Origin of the sequence: Enterococcus canintestini, from assembly GCF_001885735.1 — a bacterium.
Taxonomy (GTDB): domain Bacteria; phylum Bacillota; class Bacilli; order Lactobacillales; family Enterococcaceae; genus Enterococcus_C; species Enterococcus_C canintestini.
On sequence record NZ_JXKG01000003.1, the window covers coordinates 105,985 to 130,814 of the forward strand.

General features: G+C 34.2%; 22 protein-coding genes. 6 read left to right on the forward strand and 16 right to left on the reverse strand.

The features are described 5' to 3' along the window. Positions 1-5: 5 nt before the first annotated feature. Together RU96_RS03355 and RU96_RS03360 are read left to right on the forward strand one after the other, a co-directional pair. The gene (locus RU96_RS03355; RefSeq protein ID WP_071864135.1) at positions 6-1,676 is read left to right on the forward strand and encodes a DUF2075 domain-containing protein; all 1,671 of its coding nucleotides are present in this window, start codon (positions 6-8) and stop codon (positions 1,674-1,676) included. 544 nt (positions 1,677-2,220) lie between these two features. Then, positions 2,221-3,975 carry an LTA synthase family protein gene (locus RU96_RS03360; protein ID WP_084035450.1) on the forward strand — a complete coding sequence of 585 codons (1,755 nt, stop codon included), beginning with the start codon at positions 2,221-2,223 and terminating at the stop codon, positions 3,973-3,975. Positions 3,976-4,143: 168 nt separating this feature from the next. On the opposite strand, the gene RU96_RS03365 is transcribed toward RU96_RS03360, so the two are convergent. The 5 genes from RU96_RS03365 to RU96_RS13170 form a co-directional block, all read right to left on the reverse strand. After that, positions 4,144-4,560, reverse strand: a complete 417-nt coding sequence (locus RU96_RS03365) for a DUF2871 domain-containing protein (protein WP_071864137.1) — start codon at positions 4,558-4,560, stop codon at positions 4,144-4,146. A 4-nt stretch (positions 4,561-4,564) separates the two neighbouring features. Further along, complete coding sequence (locus RU96_RS03370; protein ID WP_071864138.1) at positions 4,565-4,984, reverse strand: hypothetical protein; 420 nt, start codon at positions 4,982-4,984, stop codon at positions 4,565-4,567. 87 nt (positions 4,985-5,071) lie between these two features. Then, positions 5,072-5,626: a TetR/AcrR family transcriptional regulator gene (locus tag RU96_RS03375; RefSeq protein ID WP_071864139.1), complete on the reverse strand. Its 555-nt coding sequence runs from the start codon at positions 5,624-5,626 to the stop codon at positions 5,072-5,074. A gap of 631 nt (positions 5,627-6,257) precedes the next feature. Then, positions 6,258-7,226 (reverse strand): tRNA dihydrouridine synthase, encoded by a 969-nt coding sequence (locus RU96_RS03380; RefSeq protein ID WP_071864140.1) that lies wholly within the window; start codon positions 7,224-7,226, stop codon positions 6,258-6,260. A 157-nt stretch (positions 7,227-7,383) separates the two neighbouring features. Then, positions 7,384-8,100: a DUF6287 domain-containing protein gene (locus RU96_RS13170; RefSeq protein WP_249024141.1), complete on the reverse strand. Its 717-nt coding sequence runs from the start codon at positions 8,098-8,100 to the stop codon at positions 7,384-7,386. A gap of 260 nt (positions 8,101-8,360) precedes the next feature. Between RU96_RS13170 and RU96_RS03390 the strand changes: the two genes are divergently transcribed. Continuing rightward, the gene (locus tag RU96_RS03390; RefSeq protein ID WP_379924312.1) at positions 8,361-8,954 is read left to right on the forward strand and encodes an NAD(P)H-dependent oxidoreductase; all 594 of its coding nucleotides are present in this window, start codon (positions 8,361-8,363) and stop codon (positions 8,952-8,954) included. Between the two features lie 378 nt (positions 8,955-9,332). Here the strand turns inward: RU96_RS03390 and RU96_RS03395 are convergent, their stop codons facing one another. Together RU96_RS03395 and RU96_RS03400 are read right to left on the reverse strand one after the other, a co-directional pair. After that, entirely contained in the window at positions 9,333-10,424 is a 1,092-nt protein-coding gene (locus tag RU96_RS03395; RefSeq protein WP_071864142.1) for an ABC transporter permease, read from the reverse strand. Further along, entirely contained in the window at positions 10,421-11,149 is a 729-nt protein-coding gene (locus tag RU96_RS03400; RefSeq protein WP_071864143.1) for an ABC transporter ATP-binding protein, read from the reverse strand. Before RU96_RS03400 ends, RU96_RS03395 begins: the two co-directional genes overlap by 4 nt. A 148-nt stretch (positions 11,150-11,297) precedes the next feature. On the opposite strand from RU96_RS03400, the gene RU96_RS03405 reads away from it, so the two are divergent. Further along, on the forward strand, positions 11,298-11,861 hold the full coding sequence (locus RU96_RS03405) for a TetR/AcrR family transcriptional regulator (RefSeq protein WP_071864144.1): 564 nt from the start codon (positions 11,298-11,300) through the stop codon (positions 11,859-11,861). A gap of 386 nt (positions 11,862-12,247) precedes the next feature. On the opposite strand, the gene RU96_RS03410 is transcribed toward RU96_RS03405, so the two are convergent. The 6 genes from RU96_RS03410 to RU96_RS03435 form a co-directional block, all read right to left on the reverse strand. Continuing rightward, positions 12,248-12,736 (reverse strand): isochorismatase family protein, encoded by a 489-nt coding sequence (locus RU96_RS03410; protein ID WP_071864145.1) that lies wholly within the window; start codon positions 12,734-12,736, stop codon positions 12,248-12,250. Positions 12,737-12,746: 10 nt separating this feature from the next. Continuing rightward, positions 12,747-12,992: a GlsB/YeaQ/YmgE family stress response membrane protein gene (locus tag RU96_RS03415; RefSeq protein WP_071864146.1), complete on the reverse strand. Its 246-nt coding sequence runs from the start codon at positions 12,990-12,992 to the stop codon at positions 12,747-12,749. Positions 12,993-13,018: 26 nt separating this feature from the next. Further along, positions 13,019-13,624: an Asp23/Gls24 family envelope stress response protein gene (locus RU96_RS03420; protein WP_071864147.1), complete on the reverse strand. Its 606-nt coding sequence runs from the start codon at positions 13,622-13,624 to the stop codon at positions 13,019-13,021. A gap of 37 nt (positions 13,625-13,661) precedes the next feature. Beyond that, complete coding sequence (locus tag RU96_RS03425; protein WP_071864148.1) at positions 13,662-13,862, reverse strand: DUF2273 domain-containing protein; 201 nt, start codon at positions 13,860-13,862, stop codon at positions 13,662-13,664. Between the two features lie 10 nt (positions 13,863-13,872). Next, complete coding sequence (gene amaP, locus RU96_RS03430; protein WP_071864149.1) at positions 13,873-14,442, reverse strand: alkaline shock response membrane anchor protein AmaP; 570 nt, start codon at positions 14,440-14,442, stop codon at positions 13,873-13,875. Positions 14,443-14,619: 177 nt separating this feature from the next. After that, positions 14,620-15,513: an SDR family oxidoreductase gene (locus tag RU96_RS03435; RefSeq protein WP_071864150.1), complete on the reverse strand. Its 894-nt coding sequence runs from the start codon at positions 15,511-15,513 to the stop codon at positions 14,620-14,622. Between the two features lie 179 nt (positions 15,514-15,692). On the opposite strand from RU96_RS03435, the gene RU96_RS03440 reads away from it, so the two are divergent. Continuing rightward, positions 15,693-16,637 (forward strand): magnesium transporter CorA family protein, encoded by a 945-nt coding sequence (locus RU96_RS03440; RefSeq protein ID WP_071864151.1) that lies wholly within the window; start codon positions 15,693-15,695, stop codon positions 16,635-16,637. A 152-nt stretch (positions 16,638-16,789) separates the two neighbouring features. On the opposite strand, the gene RU96_RS03445 is transcribed toward RU96_RS03440, so the two are convergent. Further along, positions 16,790-18,943 carry a hypothetical protein gene (locus tag RU96_RS03445; protein WP_071864152.1) on the reverse strand — a complete coding sequence of 718 codons (2,154 nt, stop codon included), beginning with the start codon at positions 18,941-18,943 and terminating at the stop codon, positions 16,790-16,792. Continuing rightward, on the reverse strand, positions 18,933-22,421 hold the full coding sequence (locus RU96_RS03450) for a hypothetical protein (RefSeq protein ID WP_071864153.1): 3,489 nt from the start codon (positions 22,419-22,421) through the stop codon (positions 18,933-18,935). Before RU96_RS03450 ends, RU96_RS03445 begins: the two co-directional genes overlap by 11 nt. A gap of 336 nt (positions 22,422-22,757) precedes the next feature. On the opposite strand from RU96_RS03450, the gene RU96_RS03455 reads away from it, so the two are divergent. Beyond that, positions 22,758-23,291, forward strand: a complete 534-nt coding sequence (locus tag RU96_RS03455; protein WP_071864154.1) for a putative immunity protein — start codon at positions 22,758-22,760, stop codon at positions 23,289-23,291. A gap of 359 nt (positions 23,292-23,650) precedes the next feature. Here RU96_RS03455 and RU96_RS03460 read toward each other — a convergent pair whose 3' ends face one another. Then, complete coding sequence (locus RU96_RS03460) at positions 23,651-24,208, reverse strand: GNAT family N-acetyltransferase (protein ID WP_169818339.1); 558 nt, start codon at positions 24,206-24,208, stop codon at positions 23,651-23,653. Positions 24,209-24,830 lie beyond the last annotated feature (622 nt).

The following is a 24,830-nucleotide window of genomic DNA, read 5'->3' on the forward strand; positions in this document are numbered from 1 at the left end:
ATTTGATGGAAAATAATCTTATTCTAGAAGAACATGTTTTTGACTCAGGAGAACTTTCACAAATATCTACTGCTTATATTAATCAATATCCTATTGTCTACATATTGTTTAATAGAAATAAAAAGAAACGATCATTAGCGTATATTGGTCAAACTGTACAGATGAATAAACGTATGAAACAACATCTACAAGATTCCAAAAGAAAAGATATTAAACAAGTACTGCTCATAGGTCATAAAAAATTTAATCAATCTGCTACCTATAATATTGAGACTAACTTAATTAATCATTTTATTGGCGATGAACAATTCCAACTACAAAATGTAAGTCAAACCCGTCAAGTACAGACACATCAATACTACCAAAAAGATTTTTATGACGAAGTAATTTTCAAGGAGCTCTGGAGTGAGCTACAAAAACGAAATTTAGCAACTCACTCTCTTGATACAATTCGAAATAAAGATATTTATAAATTATCTCCTTTTAAAGAACTGACACCTGATCAACTGGAAATTAAACTAACTATTTTAGACTATTGTAAAAAAAATATTAATAGCGCTTCTAGTAAAAATAGTAAAAAAGTTTTCTTAATTAAAGGAGAAGCCGGTACAGGAAAAAGCGTAGTAGTCGCTTCACTATATAATACCTTGCAAGATTATTCTAAAAGTAACTCTAACTTAAAGAATACAGATAATTATCTTTTAGTGAATCATTCCGAAATGATAAAGACATATAAATCTATAGCTGAAAGCTTACCTAATCTAAAAAAGAATCATATACTCAAACCAACTTCTTTTATAAATAAAGTTGATAAAAATAATTTACATCCAGATATCGTTATCGTTGACGAAGCACATCTACTCTTATCTAAAAAAGATGCTTACAATAATTTTAATTTTGACAACCAACTTGAAGAGATTATTAAGCGTGCTAAGATTACAATTTGTATCTTTGATCCTAATCAAGTTTTAAAACTTAAGAGTTACTGGGATTCAGTTGGGTTAGAAAACTTCTTAAAAAAATATGAACCGATGTCTTTTAACTTAACTAATCAGCTCAGAATGCAGACTAGTGTAGAGATAAGTACTTGGGTTGATAATTTTATTCATAGAAAAGTTGATCCACTTCCCCAGTCAACAGAATCTTTTAAATTATCCATCGTTGAAAATCCAGATCTACTAAAAGAGAAAATTGTACAATTAGATAAAAATTTTGGTCTATCTAGAATACTAGCTACTTTTGACTATCCGCATAAAAAAGATGGTGGAAAATATTATGTCGATCCAGATGGCATTAATATGCCCTGGAATACAACAGATTCAAGAATTACTTGGGCTGAACGACCCGAAACTATTAATGAAGTAGGTTCTATCTATACTGCTCAAGGTTTTGATTTTAATTACGTAGGCTTAATAATAGGACCATCGATTGATTATGATCCCAAGACCGAACAATTGACTGTTAATATCGAAAAGTATCAAGATACAGGTGCATTTACCGGACGTGCGGATATGTCAGATGACCTCACCAACGAAAGAAAAGAAGAAATAATTCTTAATTCATTAAATATTTTAATGAAACGAGCAATCCATGGCTTATATATTTATCCTGTTAATCAAAATCTACGTAATAAATTACTAGATTTACAAAAAAACAAAAAATCGTCTAACAATTGATATATAAAAGATTGGATAATAAATAAAAATCTGTAAGCAACTTTCAATCTAAATTTCATGATTAATAAAGATCAGGCGTCCAAAAACGCTTGATCTTTATTAGATGATTTTTCAAATTCTATTATCTATATAGAATTTATTTTCTAATAATTCACTAGTAAACTATCACAACACATTGCCAATTTCCTCATTACCTATAAATCCTCCACTATCACCTCAAAAACATCGTTATTTAAACTAAAAATCGCATGAACTTGTTATCGCTATCATTTTTTAAAAAAGATAAAATAATTTTTGAGGATACTTCTAATTTTTTTCATATAAGGTATAATAAATACTTGTGAGAATTACATATTGAGATAACTTTGATTTAATTAATCAAATTATTCATCACTTTTGGAGGGGTTCATGTGATTTATTTATTAATCATTGGCTTGTTTTTTTATTGGGCCTTGCAATACTTACTGACGAAAAAAGTCCTTTCTCGTAAAAAAACAAATTGGAAAGTAATAACTTTTTTTAGCTTTTTTTACTGATAGCAGCAATGTATTTTCTAAATAAATTTCATATGCTCTCTGATTTCAAATCATTACTTGCTTTTCCTGATTTGTTCCATTTTACAAAGGGGTTCTTAATTGTTGAATCGGTTATGATTGTTATTTTAGGCTTATCTATATCGCTGTCTGACAACCGTAAACATTTAGATAAAACGCCAACAACTAGGACTAAAAGATTTAATCGCAGCTCCATCGGGACACGAGTTTCACTTTTAATCGTTTCTCTTTTTACTACCCTATCATTACTTTTTTACTTTTCATGTAATTGGGTGATGGAACGTTTTGGAAATATCAAAATCGATCAAATTATTTATACTATTAGCCAGCCTCTAGAAGGAACAGATGAAAGTCAAATTACTAGCTATCTCTTTGGCCCACTTACCTCAGCATTGTTTTTTGGTATGCTGATTACCTTAATTTTTCTTGTGGCAATGCGTTTATTTGAAAATTTCGCTCAAAACAAACATTTGCATCTTCCGCTTGTAATGCAAGCACTGCTACTTTTTGTCATTTCTGCTGGTGTTTTAAGCGCTGGTGTCTTCAGCGGTGTATCTAAAATTGGTTATGCCGATGTCAAAGCTTATTTCATTGATAAAAGTAAAATTTACGAAGAAGATTACGTTGATCCAAAAACTGCCAAACTAACCTTTCCTGAAAAAAAGCGCAATTTAATTTATATTTTCGCTGAGTCTCTAGAGTCTAGCTACATGTCTAAAGATAAAGGTGGCAGTCAAAAAGAAAACTTATTGCCCCAATTAACTAATCTACTAGACCAAGGGGATATTAACTTTTCAAATTCAGACTTGTACGGAGGTGCCGTTGCCACACCTGCAACTGGGTTTACTGTTGGTGGTCTGGTGGCTCAAACAGCAGGCGTACCAGTAAAAACGAGCTTGGAAAATAAAGCCGTCCCTTATCAAGGAAATGATGCGAATCGCTTTGGGAACACGGTTGAACAATTTTTGCCTGGCGCTTATTCTCTTGGCGACATACTCCAATCAGAAGGCTACAATCAAACATTTATGTTAGGTTCTGATGTTTCTTTTGCGGGGCGAGATAAATACTTTTCTCAGCATGGAAATTACAACATAGTTGATTATAATTCGGCTAAAGAGTTTAATTGGATTCCACAAGATTACAAAGTCTGGTGGGGATATGAAGATGAAAAACTTTTAGAACATGCCAAAGAAGTTACGACCGATCTGGCTGCCCAAAATGCGCCATTTAATTTTACTTTATTGACTGCTGACACTCATTTTGAAGATGGTCTAATGACCGACAAAACACCAAAAATTTTCGATGATAAATATAGTAACGTTATTCATTATTCTGATGAATTGATCACACGCTTTATTCAATGGGCCAAAGAGCAACCTTTTTATGAAAATACAACAATTATAGTCGCAGGCGATCACTTAACAATGGATAAAGACTTCTTCAATTCAACGCCAGACAGTTATGTCCGGACTGTTTTCAACCTTTTTGATAATTCTGCAATAAAAACGCAAAATACAAAAAATCGAAAATTCAATACAATGGATCTTTTCCCAACAACCCTAGCAAGTCTAGGTGTTAAAATTGAAGGAGATCGTTTAGGTTTAGGGACGAATTTGTTTTCAGACACACCAACTCTTATGGAAAAACTAGGCATTGAACAATTCAATCTTGAAGTTAGCAAACGCTCTTCTTATTACGATGATAAGATTAAAGTAGAAAAAATTGTGCAAGAAACTCCACAGTAACGAATACTTTAGTTGCAAATTTCTTATCCGATCATAAAATTAATAAAAAGCCAGCTTAAAGCCAAATAAATTAGTTATAAACTACTTATTTGAACTTTAAGTTGGCTTTTCTTTTTAGTAGAAAACTCACTTAGCTCTTAATAATCCACTTTCCTAACAATTACCTTACTACGCTTCACTCAATACCTTTTTCACTGCTAAAAGTAGCATAAATAACGCTACTGCCACGGTGATGTGCGATAAGCCTGCAATACCAGAAATCATACCATTCATCCCCCGGCTTAAATTTGTGCCCAAGACTTGAAATACACCGCGAACAGTCATCATAATAACCATTAAAGGCAAGCCGATATTGTATAAAAGGTAAAACCGACGATACAACTTATTTTCTGCCAAATTGCTGATTTTAAATAAGACTGCCACCAATAAAAAGACGCCAACTCCTAATGCTAAAAGATGTGTATGGATTACACCTAATGTGGACGTTGCGGTAAAATCATTGAATTTTGTGAACTCCCGATAAAAAACGCCCCCCACCATGGCTAAAATAAAATAGATTATGGCTGTATTCATTACTTTTTTCATTTTTTCACTTTCCTTTCTCTTTGATTGCTTTGAAAAAATTAATACCAAACAAAATACCAGCTAAAAATAAGGCTGCTCCTAATCCTGTATAAAAAAAGGCGATAAAACGATCTGGTAATAAATTAAAAGCGCGAATGGTCACACCACCAATAATCATCACCGCCATAATAATAAAGGATTTCACATCAAAAAATTTTAAGAAAAATTGTCTTTCTTCTTTATAATTCACAATCCGTGATGTATGCTTTGCAGCTAATTTAGAAAAAATCAGTAACCAAAAGACCAAAAATACCACCAAGGATAAAAATCCATTTAAAATGGTGACATAACCAGGATAAGTTTCAAGTCCAATTTTCAAAACATTAAAACCTGCTATCAGCCAGACTATGCTTGCTAATAATAATAAATAAAATTTTTTTACCATTTGTAAGGACTCCTTTGTCTAAAATGAACACGGTTCATTTTATTTTATAAAAAAGACACTTTGACCTACTCCAAATTTTCAACGTGGCTAGTAAAGTGAATTTTTTACCAATTGGACAATTCCCGCCGTCTTTTCTTCATGGGTTATGCCATATAAAAACAACTCAAAAATATAGTCGACATATTTTTCTACAGTTAACTCTTCATTGAATAAATTGGGACGAATTTTTTGATCCTTAACTAATGTTTGGCGCAGACTTTCCTTAATATGTTGCCAATAGTGATCCATCATTTTTTGTCCCATAATTTTATCGTCAAATGCTAAGACCAACGCATGACTGGTGAAAAAATGCGGATAATGTTTTTTTCCAATTGCGACACTTTGAAAAAGTGCCTCTAAACATGCAACAAAATCATCGAAGTCATACGATTCTTCTGAGAAATGAAAAATTTCTGACCAGATATTACCAATCGTCGCTGCCAATAATTGCCCTTTGGTGGGAAAATAATTATAAACTGCCCCAACAGAAATGTGACTGCGTTTAGCTACTTCGCGAATGCTTACAGCTTCAATACCTTTCTCCGCCACAATTTCTTTACAACAAGCAATGAGCTCCGCTCTTGAACTAACGGTATTATTCAAACTTTCTTCCCCCCTTTAAATTTTTATACGCCAACATGAACAGTGTTCACTTTAGATTTTACGTGATAATTTCGTTGTCGTCAAATAACTGGGGATTTAGAAAAGCAAAAGACAGCGGGTAGCTCTTTGGAAAAATCTCAGAAATTCGCTTTCTGGTGCTCTTGACCAGAAACTAATTTTTGAATTTTTCCCGAAGAGTTGCTGTCTGTGCTGGATCATAAGAAAAGCAAAATGAACTCGTTCAGCTCACTAGCAATAAGATGGAATGATACGAAATTGCTCCTCAAATTTCTTCAAATTTCAGCTTATTACCGTAGAGAGTTCGTTTGTGTGCTGGATCATAAGAAAAGCAAAATGAACTCGCACAACTCTCAAGCAATAAGACGAAATCTTGTTAAATTGTTTCTCAATTTCGCAAGATTTTACCTTATTGCCGTAGAGAGCTCGCCCCGATCTTTAGCACTAAAGTATGCTATTTGAATTTTATCTTTTGTAAAAATCACACAAGGACTTTATATAAAAAAATCACTGCAAAAAATTATACTGCGAAGCTTTCTTTTTGAGAAAACTTTTTTCGTACAATTTTTTACTGTGATTTTTCGTAATCATTCACTTACTTAACAACACTGCACTAGTTGAAGTGTTCTTGTTCAAATGCAGTTAAAATTTCTCTGACTTCTGTTATGGACTTAGTTTCCATTAAACGAATTCGCAAGTCATTAGCGCCGGGAAAGCCTTTAATATAAATTTTGAAAAAGCGATGTAGACCGACAATTGTGCGCGGAACTTCTTTGGCATATTGTTCTTGTAAGTCCAATTGCAAACGCAATAAGCCCATTAATTCTTGGGGCGTGTGTTCTTTTGGGTTCTTTTCAAAAGCATATGGATTTTTGAAGACACCTCGTCCAATCATAATGCCATCGACACCATATTTTTCAGCTAATTCTAATCCCATTTGACGATCCAAAATATCGCCGTTAATGGTAATCGTAGTTTGTGGGGCAATTTGATCACGCAATTTTACAATATTTGGGATCAAATCCCAATGAGCAGCAACTTTACTCATTTCTTTGCGGGTCCGCATGTGAACTGACAAATTGGCGATATCTTGTTTTAATAAATGACTAATCCACGCTTCCAATTCGTCAGGATCAGTAAAACCAATTCGTGTTTTCACACTCACTGGTAGTCCGCCACTTTTGGCTGCGGCAATTAATTCGGCCGCAACTTCTGGTCGTAAAATTAGACCACTGCCTTTGCCACGCTCCGCGACATTCGGCACAGGACAGCCCATATTAATGTCAATTCCTTTAAAACCCATTTTGGCTAAATCAATACTCATCTTATTAAAAAATGCGGGATTATCTCCCCAAATATGAGCTACCATCGGTTGTTCGTCTTCAGTGAAAACAAGTCGTCCCCGCACGCTTTCAATCCCATCTGGATGACAAAAACTATCAGAATTCGTAAACTCTGTAAAAAATACATCAGGAGCACCAGCTGTTTTTACGACGTGGCGAAAGGCAACGTCGGTCACATCTTCCATCGGTGCTAAAACAAAAAAGGGCTTGGGTAATTGGGCCCAGAAGTTGTTTGTCATTTCCTTTCCTCCTGTTACTACAAAATCCCTACAATTTTCAAAACAACGTTATTATACTAGGGAACAACAGAAGAAGCAAAAATCTGGGATTGCCTTAACGAAAGATCAAAACAGTTGTAGCTGTAAAATTTTCCAGTGAAAACTTTAGCTTTTTTATTTATTGCACTTTGTAATAGACATATTGAGCTGGAACAGAGGTCGCTGTATTTTGCGTGCCGATTGCTACAATACGTTCTTGTGTACTGTCTGCTCCTTGAATTTCGCCGGGTACATTTTTAGGTAAAAAGGAAATATAAAGTGTGGCACTGGGCATTCGACTGTACAAAGAAAAGTAACCGGGATTTTCTTCTGGCTCCATTTTTTTCGTGTAAGCTGGCATCATCAACCCATAAGCATTCTCCATTATAACCGAGCCATCTGCTTCATTTTTTTCAGGAATATCTAAAAGTTGACCGGTTAAAGTTACCGAAATATTTTCTGGATAAAGTGGTGAGACGATTAACGTATCACCTGTTATATGGATACTACTACCTACACCATTAACCCAATTACCTGCAATACTTGAATAATCACCAGTACGAATTTGAGTAAGATTCATCGTTACAATAGGCGGAGCTACTTCAGAATTCACTTCTACTGGAGCTGGTTCTTCACTTGTTTCAGTAAAAATTGCAACAGAGTCACTAGTGGTGGTACTTGACATTGCTGACTCTTTTAAACTTGAATTACTACTCACAGACGTAGCAGGACTACTGCTAGAACTTTGTACCTCACTACTAGTTGAACTATGCTGTACTTCACTTTTTTCTTCTTGGCGGCAACCAGCTAAACTTAAAATAGCTAACAGCGTAGTTCCTAGAATAATTTTTTTCATTTTCTTTCCCTCCTTTATACTAAGACACCTACAAAAATCATTTACAGTAACTTTTACTTCAAGCAAACTGCGGCAAAAAAGCACGCTTAATCAACGAGTTTTCTAATTAAATTTTAACATTTTTATTATTTAACAGCCAATCTAAGCCTGATTTTACTCAAGGAAGATTAGTTAGCTAAAGTACAAATCCTTTTCTATTTTTTTAGAAAGGCTATACTAAAACTAAACGAAATATGAAAGGAAGTTTTGGTATGGAAGCATTGATTGTTTTTGCGCATCCTCGTAAAGAAAGTTTTACTTACGCCCTTGTCAAACGCATTGAAGAAACATTAGTGAAAAAAGGCTATACTGTCACCTTGCGAGATCTTTATGAAATCGGCTTTGATCCTGTTTTAAAAGGAGAAGATGCCATTCATATTGAAGATGGTCAGTTTGTAAGAGAAGCTGCAACTTTTCCTGAAGATGTGCAAGTGGAAATGGATTACATAAAGAAAAGTGACTTATTAATTTACGTTTTTCCAAGTTGGTGGAATGGAATGCCCGCAATTTTAAAAGGCTACGTGGATCGGGTCTTTCAACATGGTTTTGCTTATAGCTTTACTTCAGATGAACCAAAAAAATTGTTTAGTCGCAAAAAAGCTCTCTTTTTTACTCCCACTGGTCAACCGCAAAATGAAGATGGCAGTGATACTCCCATTGATGCGGCAATGAAAATGTTGACTTCAGGATGGATGTTTAATAGTTCTGGTACTGAAGTAATCGACCATGTCTTTTACGGACGCGTCCCTTATTTAAGTCGCGCAGAATTGGAAAATTATCTCCACGATGCCCAAGAACGAATTGAGAACTTATAATTTCAATTGCCTCAGAAAAGCTAAAGACAGTGGGTAGCTCTTTGGAAAAATCTCAGAAATTCGTCTTCTGGTGCTCTTGACCAGAAACTAATTTTTGAATTTTTCCCAAAGAGTTGCTGTCTGTGCTAGATCAATAGAAAAGCTGAGCAAACGTGGTAACTCTCAAGTAATAAGATGGAATTTTAATAAATTGCTTTTCAAATTTCTTCAAATTTCAGCTTATTATCGCAGCGAGTTAGTTCATTTTGCTAAACACTTAGAAAAGCTAAATCCCCGTGAAAACTCTTTATAAAAATCATATAGCCCTTTTATCTCTAAAAAAAACAAACGCTAGTCGCAAAAATACTGCGACTAGCGTTTGTTTAAATTTCACTATGGTTAAACTTTACGGTAACGTTTTAGCCCCACGATATTTAAAATCGTAAAGCCGACGATAAAGACAACCAGTATTCCTAAATCTGGTGCGATATGTGAAAAGCCTTGGCCTTTAATCATAATATTAGTTAATGCCTCTCCGCCATAACTTAATGGGAAAATGTAGGCGATATTGCGCACCCAACCAGCCATTGAATCTAGCGGAATGAGCCCTGAGAAAAAGACTTGGGGGATAACAACCAATGGAATAAATTGCACCATTTGGAATTCCGAGTTGGCAAAAGTAGAAACAAAAATCCCCATTGATAATGCTGTTAGGGCAATTAAAATATTAGTCGCAATCACCCACCACAAGCTACCGATAATTTGGAGTTTTAAAATATAAATCGAGAAAAAGACAATAATCAATGTTTGGAAAATAGCAAAAAAGCCATAACCTGTTAGATAGCCCATTACAATTTCACTGCGTTTGACGGGTGTTGCTAGTAAACGTTCCAAAGTTCCTCTGGTTCTTTCCCGTAATAAAGCAATCCCTGAAATTAAAAAGACAAAGAAGAAAACAAAAAAGCCAATTAAAATAGGGAAAATTTTATCAAAGAATGAACTATCGGCACTGCCGTAAACATAAGCATTTTTAACAGTATAATTTTCAAACTGGACATTTTGGCCAGTTTCTTGGGCCATTTTTTGGACTGCCATCGTTAATTCTTTTAATTTATTACCTGTGAGGAGACTTTGCATCATCGCTTTTATTTGCGCAGTACTTGTGGGGTCCTCATTCTCATACGTAACATGGAATTTAGAACCGTCAAGCGTGATAAAAGCATCCAAATCGTTTTCTTGAATTTTATCTTTCACATTATCAGCATTGCTAAATTTTTTAACTTTAACCTCATCTTTGGGGAAGTTATCAGCAACCACACTTGGTACCGTGCTATCGACCCCAATTTTTACATGCGTTTCTGAGTTGGTATCAAAAACAACATTCATTAAACACAAAACAATGACAGGGGCAATCAACATCAATGCTAATGTACGTTTGTCTCGAACAAGTTCTTTAATGACACGAACTAAAATCGCTTTAAAACGAATCATTTTGCACTCACCTCGGCTTTCAAAAAGACTTCTTCAATACTTGAAGCATTAAATTTTTGTTTCAATTCTGCTGGTGTACCCAGTGCAAATAATTTTCCTTCAATAATTAAACCAACATAATCACATTTTTCAGCTTCATCCATTACGTGGGTTGTGACAATAATTGCTTTATTATCATCTGCTAAAGTGCGTAGTTGTTCCCAAATGGTCACCCGCAAACTAGGATCGATACCGACTGTCGGCTCATCCAAAACAATCAAATCGGGGTTAGCCAATAACGTAGTGGCTAAAGAAAGACGACGCTTCATCCCACCGGAAAAGGTTTTAACTGGTTTGTCGATAAACTCAGTCAAATTAACTAAAGCCATATTTTCCGTAATTGCTTTTTCCAAATCTGAACCAGTTAAGCCCATTAAATTACCAAAAAAGATTAAATTTTCGCGGGCACTTAAATCTTCATATAATGCATCGCTTTGGCCCATATAGCCAACTTCTCCTAAAACTTTGCGATTGGGCATGATATGACCAAAAATTTCCGCTGTTCCTTGGTCGAGTTTCTCCATTCCCAGTAAACATTTAATCGTGGTAGTTTTTCCAGCCCCACTTGGCCCAATTAAGCCTAAAATTGTACCTGTATCAATTGTAATATTGACATCATTTAATACTTTGCGTTTATCAAATGAAATTGAAGCATTTTCAATTTTAGCAATCGTTTCTTTTGCCATTTCAAGGACTCCTTTTATATAAATTTAATAGACAACGTGTTTATTATTTGTTACTCTTCGTAGTATAATTTTGTCCCAAAAAAGTGCAAGCTCTTTGCGACTTTAATAGACACTTTGAAAAAATTGATTATAAACAAAGGAGTTTGTTATGCAATCTGATAAAGATATCCGCTATTATCGCACTAAACAACGGATCACCGAAGCGATGATTCAATTATTAAAAGAGAAAAATTTCAATCAAATTACGGTCAAAAACATTTGTGACGCCGCTGGTATTAGCCGCAGTGGCTTTTATTTACACTACTTAGATAAGTACGACTTAGTTGAAAAATATCAAATTGAACTGATGCACCATATCAATCAGCTGATTGAAAATTTTCCCAAGACCAATATGACCCGTGATTCTCTTTTACTTTATATTTTAGACTACTTCAAAGATGAAGGACAATTATTAGCGCTACTCATTTCTGATCATGGTTCCACCGAAATTCAAAATCAAATTAAGGCTGTCCTCAAAAAAAATGCCCTGGATAATGTCTTATCTCATTTAACAATTCCAGTGACGTCAGATTTAGAAAAACAGTACCTAGTAGCTTTTTTTAGTAATGCATTATTTGGTGTCTTACAAGAATGGGTCAATCATGGTCAAAAAGAATCACCAGAATACATTGTCAATGTGATTAATAAAATTATTGCCTTTGATATTATTTAAAATAAAGTAAATAAACGTTGCACTTTTACCCATTACCCGCCCCGCCTCTTTTTTTGTCAGTTTTGGTACGTTATAATGAAGAAAATTTATTGAAATACTGGAGGTCTTCAAGGAATTAGATAGAAAAAAAGCTTGTAGGCACTTTCTTTCTAACAATATTGTCATGCTAAAAAATCCTTAATAATTTTTTGCTAGTATGAGCTATAGAAAAGGAAGTGATAGCATGTTGGAAGGCTTAAGCAATTTACTAGCAGCGCCATTTGAAATTTTTTCTGATTTTCTTTTTAATCTTTTTAATTAATCGTCATTACAATAAAAAATAAGCAAAAAGAACCCCCAAAAGTCAGATTGCTGGTCTAACTTTTGGGGGTCAGTCTATTAGGAGTTTATTTTTCTTTGATATTAAACTCTTGTAAAATTTTTAGTGCTTCTGCATTCCACTTATTACCAGTAACTAGTTGTGGATTCACATAAAAGTCCGCTGCTGGAAAAACACTCTGTAAAGCCAAAATATTGGCTAAGACACAAATACTAAGCTCGGCACCTACTACTTCAATTTCTTTTGGCAGCTTTTGTTTTTCCACTAATCGCCGAATTTCAAGTAACGTTTCTGGTGCTAAGGTGAAATAATTTTTCTTAAATACAAATTCATGATTCAAAGGCGCCAGCTCACGAATAATTTGTAGTTTTGTTATTTCTTCTGCTTGGTCTTTGTATTCAATTGGAATATCCCGCGTAAATAAAACGACTTCTGCTGATTTTCGGGCGTAATCCAATCTATTTTTCAGCTGAGGAAGTAGTGCTTTAGCACTAGGAATATAATTTTCATCCGCTGAATCCAAAATCCGATTTTGCATATCGACAATAACGAGCATTTTATTTTCCTTATTTACTTCGACTTAAGAAAAAAGAAACAATTAACACAAGGATAACAGCACCAATAATCGAAGGAACTAATGCCATGCCTGCTAATGAAGGTCCCCAATTACCAAATAATGCTTGTCCTAAAGCCGAACCTACTAAACCTGCCACAATATTTGCAATCCAGCCCATGCTATTGCCTTTGCCGGTAATCGCACCTGCAATAACACCAATGATTGCACCAACAATTAATGACCAAATGATTCCCATGATGATTCCTCCTTTATTTTAACTATTTATTTTACATGATCGTCTTTATTTTCATCTATTTTATTTTGAATTTTATCTGCCCCTTGATTGACTGCGTCTTTAGCTTTTTCCGCTTGTTTAGAAGCAAACTGTCCGGTTGTTTGGGCCGCATCTGTTACTTTATCTTGCACTGTTTCACTGTCTTCTTCATATTCTTGTTTGGTTTTCACATCCGCCACATGAATATTTACTTCCACAACTTCAAGATGGGTCATCTTCTTAACTTCTTCTTGAATAACTTGTTTGATATGATCAACAATTTCAGGAATATCCCGTCCGTATTCCACTACAATATCCATATCAACCGCCACTTGTTTTTTGCCAACTTCAGTATCAATACCAGTGGTAACATTATCTGTATTGACTAACTTTTCGGCAACGTTAGAGAAAAAGCCACCATCTACTGTCAATAAACCATCAATTTTTGCCACTGCGTTACCAATAATTTTTTGAATTACCTTATCATCATACGTTACATCCCCGGGTACATCTGCTTTAGATTTTTTCACATCATCTTTGTGCTCCGCAGTATTTTCCATGTTATTAGCACTTGGCATGCCCATTTTTTCTTTATTTTCAAATTGATTGTCCATTCAATCTCCTCCTATAATCCATTTTTAAATTTTAATGCTACGATTTATTTTGTTGCTTAAAAATCGCTGGTATTACACCATTTTTTTCCAAATAGTGCCCCAAAAAAGCACCTAAAGCCGTCAATAAAATAATTAATAACGTTTTAAAAAAACCAATTGAAACAAATAAAATTGCTAAAATTAGACCTAATCCCCCAAAAATTAAAGGGAGTTTGTATTGCGAAACAAATTCTTTCATGTACTCCCTCCTATTCTACTCTTGAGTTATTTTTCGTCTCATTATTTTCTTCATAGCCGTCGTATTTCACTTCGACTTTAACCTGTGCTTCACTACCTAAAATACTTTGCAATTCACTGCGAATCTCTTCTACTAGGGTTCCTGTTTTATCCACCAGCATCGAAGTTCGAGCCAATTGTCCAGCAACATACACTTTAATTTTATTTTTTGTTGCCCGTACTTTAACTTTGGGTGTTGAAACAAAGTCCACACTTGCTAATTTTGAGCGGACAAATCCTTCAATTGCTTTTTTATCCAACACTAAGCGGCCATGATCTTCTTGTAAGACAAATGTTTGCTTCGTTTTTGGATAGAAAATCAGTACTAAAATTACGATTAACAAAACAACCGCAAATACAATTGCAATCCAAAATAGCAACTGATTGAAAATTGTATTCGTTAAACTATTACGTAAAAATCCTACGCCTCTTATCCCGATAGGTAATTGTAGGTATACTGCAGAAATCAATGCCATCATTACTAATACAATTAACAATAATAAAGAAAGAATGATGCCAATTGCTTTTATACCCCGATTCATAAAGCACCTCTTTTTTAGCCAACTAAATTTTTATTGGCCGTATATTCTTTAAACTAAAATTTATTTTTTGGCAGCGGTCGCCTCTTTTTTACGTTTGATCAGCATAGGTACAAGACTAATCAACACAGGAATAGCAATTGACTTCAATACTTTTTTGGCATTCATACTATCATCCCCTTACAAATTAATTGCTTCGCCGCCGGTCACACCATAAATTTGCGCCGTCACATAACTGGAATCATTTGAAGCTAAGAAAACATAAACGGGTGCCAATTCAACCGGTTGTCCTGCTCTTTCTAACAGTGATTCTTGACCAAATTCTGGAATCGCCTCTTGTGGTTGGCCTTGATCCAATTGCAGTGGTGTCCAAATCGGGCCTGGTGCTACTCCGTTCACACGGATTCCCTTTTTAGCCAATTGTTTGGCTAATCCAACAGTAAAGTTTGCAATCGCAGCTTTGGTAGCTGCATAGTCCATCAAATTATCGCTTGGATTAAAAGCTTGCACCGAAGTTGTTGTAATAATGCTACTGCCAGCAGGTAAATGAGGCAGTGCCAATTGAACCAGTTCAAACATGGCGATAATATTAATCGTAAACGTATCTCTTACTTGTTGCATCGGTAGTTCTTCAATGGATTCTTGTGAGATTTGTTGCGCGGCATTTAACACTAAAGTATCAAGCCCGCCAAGTTTTGCTACAGTCTGGGTAATGATTTCTTTTGGTGCAGCCTCATCACGTAAATCAAAAGGAAGTAATACTGCTTTGCGACCAGCTTTTTCTATCCAATTTGCCACTTCTTTGGCATCTTTTTCTTCTCCCGGGAAAAATTGAATCGCCACATCAGCACCTTCTCGCGCAAAAGCAATGGCTGCAGCACGCCCAATACCTGAATCTCCGCCTGTAATTAACACGCGCCGATTTTCTAATTTGTGGTTGCCAACATAACTTTCTTCCCCACAGTCTGGATTTGGTTTCATGTTCGTTTGAAGGGCAGGCGTTTCTTGATCTTGTTTTTCAAACCCATCTGTGTAATACAACTTTCGTGGATCTTTCAATATAGGTTCCATCATATCGCTCTCCTTTCATTCTCATTTTATTGTAACGCAATTAGCAAATAAGCCAAAATAAACCGCTTTAAAAAAGCATAATTATTATTAATTTTGCATTTATTTGACATATTACATCTATTGGTGTACATCTTATGAGTAGGAAACGATTAAATATTAAAAAACGAAGAGAGGTCAAAGTCGTGATTAAACATTTTCAAATTGGAGGAAATGATGGAATCCAGCAAGTACCAGCAGCGGAAAGTAACTGGTTGGTTTTAGATAATCCCAGTGAAACAGAACGAAAAAACTTGATTGAAAAGTACAATTTGCCAGCAGAAATTTTTGTCGGTGCCCGTGCCGCCGAAGAAGTTTCCCACTTTGATGCTTTAGAAGAAACTTCTTTGACAAATGCCTATGTCCTCGTTTTGACCAATTTATCCGAAAAAAAAGCAGAGAAAATTGAAGACCGGTTAAAACCAATCATCTTTATTCTCTCAGACTCACTTTTAATCACTTACTTTGGGAACAAATCCTCTTTTTTAGACCATCTCTTGCAAAAATATAAAGATAAAATAACAACTTTTGAAGGACTAATTACGTATAGCGTGTTTATGTTATATAACCATTACATTCAGGAGTTACTAGCCATCAAAAAAGATATTGACGCTCTAGATCAAGCAGCTAGAAAAACCACTGAAAATAAAGAATTATTCAAATTAGCAGATACCAATCGCAAAGTGGTTTATCTCGATCATACCCTTGCCGGTCAAAAAAGCACCTTGGATAGTTTATGGCAAAAAGAGCAATTCATTGAAAAGCTCAATAATCCAAAAGTCCTATATGACATTCGTCTGCATCAAAAACATGCTGAAGAACTCATCAAGATTTATCGGGATTTATTGGAAACTGTGGGGGGACTGTTTTCAGATATGATGGATAATAATTTAAACCATCTAATGAAATATCTTGACTCCGCTGCTTTGATTATCTCCATTCCCGCTCTTATTTCCGGTATTTGGGGCATGAATACCGGTGGCTTGCCCGGTAAAGGTTCCAATACCGGCTTCTTTTTAGTCGTTGGTGCTTCGATCATCTTAGCAATTGTCTTTGGGATTCATTTAAAAAGAAAAGATTTCTCAAAATAAAGTAGAATTTTTTTTCAGTAGCTATTTTTTGCGCGGTTCACCTGATGAAAAATAACAGGAATTACGAAATGTGCAATATTAAAAAACATCGTCTTACGCCAAACACCTCCTTTCAAATGAATTATTGAAAGGAGGTGTTTATTTTATGCAGGTTAATTTTTACTTCTTTGTCGCCCTTTACGTTGCTCGTTTTTTAAGTATTCTCGCATCAATTTAAAAGGCATGGGATAAACTGTTAATGTCCCATTTTTGACAATATCAATATCAAATAACGCTTGAATCTCTTTAAAGCGAAACTCAGATTGCGTATCTGGAAAAACTAATTCGCGTATTCGCGTGGTTCTCGCAATTGGCGCTTGTTTTATTTGATGTTTCGGGATACCTACAAAATAATATTTGCGCTTTTGCTCATCACAAAATAGATTAATATCAAGTAAGTTACCATACATCTCTTCATACTCCTTAGTGCGAAGGGGCGGCCATATATAATAGCCTAGTTTTTCATGTACTGTTTCATTAATGTCTTTAAAAATAGCTGGATTACCCCTTAAAGTATAATCCCCCTTTATTTCACCGATCGTCGCAGTCTCATTGTCTTTTAGTAATTTTGTGAGTTGATTTAAAAATTCATACCCTTGCTGAATTTTAGGATGATTAGGATTTTGTTGTAAAAAATCTCCGACTACTTTCTGTAAATTTCCAAGTCTAATAGAATCTTCTTTTCTTTTCGTGTCCTCTAAAACCTGCTTAATATAGTTAAAATCAGAGATTGTACTCATCTGGGTTTCACAAATCATCGCAATCTGATCATCATTTTTAATAATAAAACCAGCAACTTGTTTAGGATTGCGGCTAGTGTTCTTTCGTTTCTTCCGCAAGCGTTCTAGCTTTTTTAAAATCGGTTCTGTTTGGAAGGATTCCGGAGAAAAATATTGGTAAGTTAATTTACCCGTTTTATCAATCTTCAACCAACAAAGACCATATTTATCTTTTTCTTCTTCAAAATACATGGCAAAATCACATCCACGCTGCTGTTTAAAATAGTTTAGTAACGTTAACTCGTTAAGTTGTCCTTTATAATTTACATCTTTTAAAATCAGCTCTTGAAATAATTTATAAATTGGTCCTCTAATAAAATTCCCCTCATCATCTGCATAGTTAAAGTCTTCCAAAGTAATGTGTTGAATAATTTTTCCTTGCTTCATAAAAAGATAAGGATCTTCTTGCTCTTTTTCCTTGGCTTTCTCACTATGATAAAACTCTTGATTATGAATTAAAACAACATTATACCCATTTTCAACCGCCGCTGTTTTTTGAAAATTTATCTGCGCAAAATCAGGAAAATTTGTTACTGCGTCATAAAGTTTTTGCATAAAAACTTGTGAGGTTGCAGTCTTTATCTGATCTACCAAGTAAATTGTTTTTCCGGCAAAATAGTCAATATACTCTTTGGTATGATCTTTTTTTACATATTTGGCCCTAAAATATTCAATGTCAGCCATCGTTACTAGTTCTAAAGTCACATATTGTGAGAAATGTGTTTTTATTTCCTGCATAAACAAATCTAAAATTCCCATCCTAGTCTGACTAAAATGCGTCTGAGAACGTAAATCCAAATAATTTACCTGGGCAGCTGTATGGGCAACGGCACAGTCAGTATAATAGGGCTGATTTTGCTCTTTTATTTGCGTCACCTGCTTTAAACAACTAGTATCTGCATCCCAACGAAAAAATTGACGAGCATTTTTTCGATTATCCTCATTTAATAGTGCAAATGTTTTCGCGCTGGTGCGAAAACGACCATCATTTTCTAAGATGATCCCTAAACCGATAATGCGATTTTTATAATGCCATTTCTTATTTTTCTTTGGCATAAAAAAATAACAATTCCCATCAATTTGTGTCATACCATGTCGCTTTGAATAAAGGGGAAGTAGCCCTAATTGCAAAGCAAGTAGTGGCCGATAATCAATGCTGTGTTTAAAACCATCGGAGGGAACATTTACACTTTTACTCGCAATTTTTTTTATTTGTACCTCGATGGGCGCAAAAAAATGACACAATGCGTCCAATCTTTCCGAATTAAAGGCGCCTTTTTTTGTCATCACAAATGACTGTTCCTCGTAACTACCACGATAACTATTACTAATTTCGGAAAAAGTAGCTCCTATTTTAACAAACTTTTGATAAAATTCTTTATTTTTCATCTCACAGTTAATCTGATAAAAATCAAAATCGCAATCCAACTTCTCAAAATTAAAATTTGGTTGCCATTTATTTTGGTAAAGCTGAATCTCACGTTTCATTTTCTTCCCTCCTAATTTTAGGATACCATTCTTTCAAAGCGCTATTTCCCTTATCATCAAGCAACCATGGGATTTCAATGATAGCTGGCATAATGCGAAAAGCAACCTCTTTATCTGGTTTGAATAAATTCAGTAACCACGCTTTTTGTCCCCCAACATCTTTTAATTTTTGCCTAATTTTTGCATACATTTTCTCGGCTGGAACTTTTGTCATTTCATGCCAATTTTTAAAATCATAATAATTATTTTGTTTATCATAAAAATCAAATAGCTCAAAAGCACTAGCTGTCTTAATTTCGAATAAAGAAATATCCAACTCCTGTTCGACGATAAAACGTCCGGCGACTTCGCCATATGCTCCTTTTAAAATTGCCTGATAGATTTTAGGATTGACAATATAGGGATTCATTTCAAATTCTGTTTTAAAATTATTTTCTATAAAATATTCTTTCAGACCGGGATATTTTAATAACGTCTGAAGGCGGACATTTTCTTGTGAGACCTCGTAAATCGTCGGTATTTCTCCTTTAAATTGTCGCTTCAAATCGGATTTACTCGTGCCAAAGTAATAAGTTTCCCACTCATCAACAGCATAAAAGTATTGATTATTAAAGCCATCAGGAGCTTCAATGTAAGCATCTGCTAATCCATCAGTTGGTAAAAATTTACAAGTAGGGGCCTGTAATAAGGCTAACCTTAGATTGCGCCAGTCTGCACGAGCTTTTTCACTAGTATGAATATTTGCTAAAAGTCGGTCCACGTATAAGCGACTATTTTTCAAATGAAAATTATTCCGTCGTCTGCGAGCTATCACTTGCGGATTTACTTTGTTTTGTTCTTTTTGCTTCAAGTTTAAAATAGCTCGCATCTCAGGCGTTAACATCTCAAGGTTCAACCCCTCACTTGTAATGGTATCTAAAAGTGTAGGTGAGATTAAAACCGTAATATTTTTTGTTTTATTTTCTGTGCGGGTTATTCTTCCCACTGCTTGAATAACTAATTTAGTAGCCTTTAGGCGTACGCTGGGCGTTTTAGCCAATACGCCAGTCTTTAACGGTTGATATTGCCTCGTTGCGTAAATTTTTAAAATATCACCTACTAAGTTATTTTTATATTCACGACTAATTTCGCCGTTGCCAAAAATATATTCAATCTCTAATAAAAATTTCAAAATCTGTCGATTCAATGCTTCATCGGCAATATTTTTCTGTAGATAAGACAGCAAATAGGTGATATTTCCTAGATAAATACCGTCAATATCTTTTAACATGCTCTTCATTTCTTCACTTAAATCCGACTGCAAACAAACAGTTTCGATCTCCTCACCAAAAGCATACTGTAAATTTTGACCGGCTCCAGTCGTAGCGTAAGAAGTTAAAATATAAATTTTTTCACCGCTACTTAATCTTTGCATTAATTCTTGTTTACGCTCCTCGTAACTTTCACTTTTTAAAATAAATATATCCGCCTTGACCTGATAATAGTTCGCTAACTTTTTAAAAGTTTTTTGGATAAATTCTGCCTCAAATTCGGCTTTTTTTATTTTTGGGAGTGTATTTTGCAAAGCCAAAAGAGATTGCTGTTTAGGCGAGGTTAAAAAAATACAAAAAGACTCTAGTAACTCCAAATAACGATTTTGATAAAAAGTAATATTTTCTTGATCAATTCTATCCATTAAATTATCAATGGCCACTTTAGTTTCACGGGCTAAATGCTCTGGTGTTTCACTGCAGTTTTCATTTTGATAATGGTAAATAATCTCACTCAGTTTTTTGTCGGTAAATGATAAATCATAAAATTGGTCAAAAGCATAAGTCTTAAAAGCAATCTGATTTTCTTTGTACAGCGTATGTGCTTTTTGATAATCATTTTTCGTTTGATGTGACAATAACGTTTCATCTTCTGTAGCCACATGATAGTCTTTTCCCAGCTGACTTTGAATTCTTCTTAAATCATAGTTACCAATAACGGTTGGAACTAAAGCCGTAGCTGATAGACCAATTACTCTGGCTCGCTTAGCTAAAGTAATAATGGTGGATTCGGGGATATCTTCTATGCGCATCATTTGAATCATCGTGTCGAAAAAATTATTGTCAGAATCAACATATTCATACCATTGCAATTGAATTTTAGTCTCATCCTTAATGTTACGTCTCAATTGAACGGGTCCCATTTTACGATTTACCAGTTTTTCAATTTCATCTGGTGAAAATTCAAAATGATTAAATAAAGATGTAATTGACTGATGTCTTGTCATGCGACTATCATTTATTCCCCGCATATTATTGGTTTCTGTGCGCAACTGATAGGCCCACTGTTCGACTGCTGCTTTGAATTTTTCAATAAAATAATACAATTCCGTAATCATCTCAATTGGTCTTAACTGTCTTTTTTCCAATACAGTTGCTTCATATTTTTCTTTACTCACAAAAGACAAGTCAACCCTATCCTCAGCTGTATTAACAACTGCCGAAGTATATATTTTTTTATCGTCGTAAGAAAAATGATTTTCACCATCAAAAAGCACAACTCTATTTGTATTAACCGTTGCATCATCTGTTCTGTAAGTTAAATCAATTCGATACTTATCATACAATTCTTTTGCTTCAAGAATTAGTCCAGGAAAATTTTCTCCTCGCTTTTCTAAAAAGCTTCGTTTCAACTTATCATCATATTTTTTTAATATTTTTTCATGACGTGGATTTGTTAACGCATGATAGACCCTGCGAAAGATTTTGAATAACTCAAAACGAGAGCTCAGTGCATAATCAATAATATCTGCTAAAATGACTTCTTTTGTTTCATCAAACTCATCAATTACAATCGTTGCGCCTTCTGTTAAATACGAATTTAAAAAGACAAAATTTTTATCAATAATTGGATCAATAACTTGAATAAATTTCTTGACCGTCAGGAAAAAAATTTTATAATTCCAAATTTTCGCAGTTGGATAAAGTTTACTTAACCACTGCCAATTTTTATCTTCATTAATTATCCTTTGCCGCTCTTCTAATTGTCGCGGTAAGTTATTGCCAATCATCTTTTTTAATTCACTCCGAAATTGCGGCTCTAAGTCCTCCCTAATAATTTGTTTTAATTCCCTTTTACGCTCTCCTTCTTCACCATGATATTCCAGCACAGCTTTAAAAGTTTTTTTATACAATTCCGTCTTATATTCTTCTGGATAATCGGTTAATGTCGTTAAATTACTTAACAAAAAATCGACATTCGCTTTGATATGTAATACTTCATTAGCAAATTCAGCTTCACGGTCATCTTTTTTATAAAACGCTTTTATTTCATTGGTAGACAAATTTTTTATATTATTAGTGATGAAGATTTGCTTATCTGTTCCTCTTTTAGCATTTTGATATAACAACTCTCTGGCTGCGTAGCTTTTTCCTTTGCCCGTTGGCGGATCATATAAAAAAAGACCCGTTCGCGCTTGCATCACACCTTTAATATCGCGATATTTCATTTTTTCACCTCTCTTTTAAAAATTTGAATTAATAAAATAATACCACTTAAATTTTATCACCTTGATTATTTATTTGCTATGGGCAGTGAGCAAAATCAGGCTGGGCGCATGAATATAAAAAAGGGAAAATTTTTTGCAACAAATAAATGCAGCCCTTTTAAAAAAGTGGGTGCATTTTTCACAGCTATTCATAAAAATCGTGAGCAATTTTTTAATCAAATTATATAGCAATTAGTTTTATAGATAACGGTTTTATAAAAAGCAAAGAACATTTCACTTTATTTGTGCCTTTGGTATAATGAAACAAATTTTGATTTATCAAGGAGTTTATCCATCATGAGTCCAGAAGAATATGCTTGGAACGAACACGAAAGACAATTGTATATTGCTAATAAAATAATTATCCCATCCCCATATAAAATAAAAATTATTGATAATTTAGCTAAGCGAAATGAATTAGAACATATTTTGAATAAATTACCGCAAAGAAACTTAGCTATTTGGGCCAGAAAGAACGCTGAGAGGTTCATTTCATATATAGATATTGGCGATGCAAAACAAAAAAATGAGATAATTTCTAAAACTACTGCTATCTTATATAAGCGAATTGATGCTCAAATAAATGCTTTTGAATTGCGCAATGCAGGATTTTTAGCTAACACACTTGCCAAAGAATCAGTCAATGAGATAAGTAAATTTTCTGCGCGAGTTTATGCACAAGCTATTGCAACTGGTCATATGAGAGGACATGCGATTGTGTCTTCTGACTATGCCATCAAGGTTATTAATCTCCTAAGAAATGATGTGGACGAAGCTATTAATGAACGAAACAAACAAATATTATTAGCACAGGCTATTTTGTTAAAGTAACTCTTGATATCAAGTGATGGTTAGAAGATAAGTCAATAATTTAATAGCTTATAAGTATTATCTAGCCGGAAAAATATAATATAGTTTAAGAGGTCTGATCAAAAATCAGATTTCTTTTTTTAGATATAAAACTGCTAAAATGGAGCCTCGATTATTTTAACGTTTTATACACGTGAAGCATCGTATTTTTTAATTTTGACCCAATTGTGTTAGCTATGCTTAGATGATGAAAAAACGTATTCTAAAATACGTTCCAAAGCAAAAGACACCTTCTCGCGCGGTGGAAAACAAATGGTGGCGGTGAAACAAATACTCTGCTATAAAATTTGATATTTACTGACCGATAAACTGAAATTTATCTAGATTTTTTTATATGTGTATACATCAACAGACACAATTTCTTTGCCTCCCCAATTCTTTTCTTGCGAAGTATAGTCTTCTTTTACAAATCCATTATTTAATAATATTTTTGCTGAATATAAATTTTCTGGCATGACAAATGCATTAAGCGTTGTAATACCAATTTTGTTTGTTAAATAGTTCACCATTAGTTTCAAAGTATTTGACGCAATTTTCCTATTCCAATAATCCTCATTTATTCGATAACCTATCGTTATTTTGTTTTCTTTCTTTTTGTAGTCGAACATTTCTGCTAAACCTACTAGTCTATTAGGTTTATCTTTCAAATAGATTCCTGCAATTATCATTTTTTTCTTCTCAAAATCTCTCCCGCTAAAATTTTTGATTGCAGTCTCTAATGTCTTAATATTTTTCTTATATAAAAACGGTGGTATATACTTATACACATTGTCATTATTGCTAATCTCTGACAACGCTACAACATCGCTTGATTCCATTTTCCTTATAATCACTTTTTCGTTTTCTAATTTGGGAAATACCTCAAATAACTCGATCATCATAACCTCCACAAATGCAATTTATTTAAGAATATTAGTAAAAAGAGTATATGTAAAGCACTGTATGGAGTAATTTATAAAGTATGCTACTAGAAAGTGAAAGTAGTAAATTAATAGTAAATGGGAAATAGTTGAGCGGTTTATCAAGGGATTAAAGTGCATAGGTATAGCTACCAATGGAGTATATTCCCATGTAAAGGTAGAAGGAACAGGGAAACTATCACAAAAAGAGGAGAGAGGAAATGTATAGAAGTAGCATTAAAGAAAGAACACATTTGATACACGATAAAGAAAAAAAGGCACTATAATTTATGGGCCTGATGGAAATATTCCATCGGTCCCATAAATTATAATGCCCAAAATCGTTGATATGAATGGCACTCGATTTCCGAGGAAGTCTCCGTCCCATACTGTATTCGTAAGCGAATAAATTCGCAACGACTGCAGTAATTAACGTTTTGAGAAAAGACAAGTGTATTTTTTGAGAATCCGAGTCTATAGAAATCCGTTTATATCAAGAATTCAGGAATAATTATCCTACGTTATAATTGATAAAAAATGATTACTATAGATAGGATTTGAACCAATTTGAACCACGCAATAGATGCTAGTTGAATATATC